General features: G+C 33.7%; 2 protein-coding genes and 1 pseudogene. All 3 read left to right on the top strand.

All coding sequences use genetic code 11. From position 1 onward, the window contains the following. Window positions 1-549: 549 nt before the first annotated feature. On the top strand, window positions 550-840 hold the full coding sequence (locus GGR08_RS07925) for a CopG family ribbon-helix-helix protein (RefSeq protein WP_183194754.1): 291 nt from the start codon (window positions 550-552) through the stop codon (window positions 838-840). A gap of 73 nt (window positions 841-913) precedes the next feature. Then, window positions 914-1108: a type II toxin-antitoxin system RelE/ParE family toxin gene (locus GGR08_RS08500; protein WP_343050848.1), complete on the top strand. Its 195-nt coding sequence runs from the start codon at window positions 914-916 to the stop codon at window positions 1106-1108. Window positions 1109-1282: 174 nt separating this feature from the next. After that, window positions 1283-1689, top strand: a pseudogene (locus GGR08_RS07915) (DUF3987 domain-containing protein); the annotation flags it as partial.

Genomic DNA, 1689 nt, shown 5'->3' with positions numbered 1-1689 from the left:
ACGGAACAGCTCGTTGCCCCGCTCAGGATGATAGGTTATTATCCCTAATAAATTGGCGTACCTTATAAATTACGCTCACTAACAGCTTTAAAAAGTTCTAAAACATCAAGAGAAAAATCTACTATATGAGATTTCAATAATAATTCCCCTACTCTGTTCTTTAGATCAAAGCACCAAGCTATGTTTGCACCAATCTTTCCCTCTATTTACAGTTCTCTTTCAACATGGAGTGAAGCAAAAGCATTTTTGTTAGCACATTCTAACAATCCAAGTTTTTGATTTTCTGTATCTTGTAATCACGAAAACTCACAACTATGCACAAAATTGTATCATATTCAATAAAAATATTAATTTAGATCAAAATTAATATTTTATCCCATAAAATAATGTGAATTAAATTATAAGTTTTTTTATGTGTAAACAGCAATCATTTTTGGGATATGAAAATGCAAGATAGATATAAAATAGCTATTCTAACTGTACCTATTGAAGAAATAGTCAAAATGTATTACATTAGGATTATTTTGTAACACATTAAGAGGTAATAAAATGGCTGAGACGACATTTACCTTTCGCGTGGATGATGTATTGAAAAATGAATTTTCCAAAGCAGCAAAAGCGTGTGATAGATCTGGTGCACAATTGTTGCGAGATTATATGCGCGATATCGTAAAAGAACAAAAAGAAAGAAGTACACACGATTTATGGTTTCGAGAACAAGTTCAATTAGGGATAAATTATGCTAATGCAGGAGATATAATATCTTCTGAGGAAATCGAAGCAGAAGCAAAGGAATGGCGCTTAAAAATACAAAGTAAACTAGATAGATCAACTTTATGAAGCTAATTTGGACACAAGTAGCACACATTGACCGCAAAAAATACGTAAATACATATCACAAAATAATCCTTCTGTGGCCTTAAAGTTTGATCAACTTTTATCTGAAAAGGTAGAAAAACTCGTTAAGCTTCCCACTCTTGGTCGTTTAGGGCGAGTTGTAAATACACGTGAATTTATTGTACATCCAAATTATATCATGATTTATGATATTTCAGATGGCGTTGTTCGTATTTTACGTGTGCTGCATACAAAGCAAAAATTTCCTTAATCAACTGTATTTTTATTTATTTGGTAATTAGAGCAAATTATTTTTTAAAATACTGCACTCTATATCAGTAAGTAGTGATAAATTATTACTTTTCTAATATTGCGAGAATATGATTGCATGATCGCTTTGCACACCATTTAGTTTCTTACTCGTAAAAGTGATGATGATGTCCCTCGTTTTATTGTCAATGATGTGACCGTTGAAAAGCTTGGGGAACTCTTAAAAGAAAACCCCCGTGGTCTCTTAATGGTGCGTGATGAATTATCTGGGTTTTTAGCCAATTTGGAAAGAAAGGAATATCAATCAGACCGCGCCTTTTATTTAACAGCTTTTAATGGAGATGATCAATTTACTTATGACCGTATCGAGCGTGGAACCATTTTTATCCCCCATGTCACTTTATCCATAATTGGAGGCATTCAACCTTCACGCCTTATTCCCCTCATTCAAGCAATGCACCATGGAACAAATAATGACGGCTTATTGCAACGCTTTCAAATGCTGGTCTTTCCCGATGAAACAAAAAATTGGAAATGGGTTGATAGACCTCCCAATCAAGAGGCATGGGAAACGTATGAAGG

It is taken from the genome of Bartonella fuyuanensis (genome assembly GCF_014197255.1).
Taxonomy (GTDB): domain Bacteria; phylum Pseudomonadota; class Alphaproteobacteria; order Rhizobiales; family Rhizobiaceae; genus Bartonella; species Bartonella fuyuanensis.
This window is presented reverse-complemented; position numbering and strand designations above follow the sequence as displayed.

Bases quoted from the DNA above. Each gene is read 5' to 3' on its own strand.
- GGR08_RS07925 (WP_183194754.1), top strand. From the start codon at position 550: ATGGCTGAGACGACATTTACCTTTCGCGTGGATGATGTATTGAAAAAT.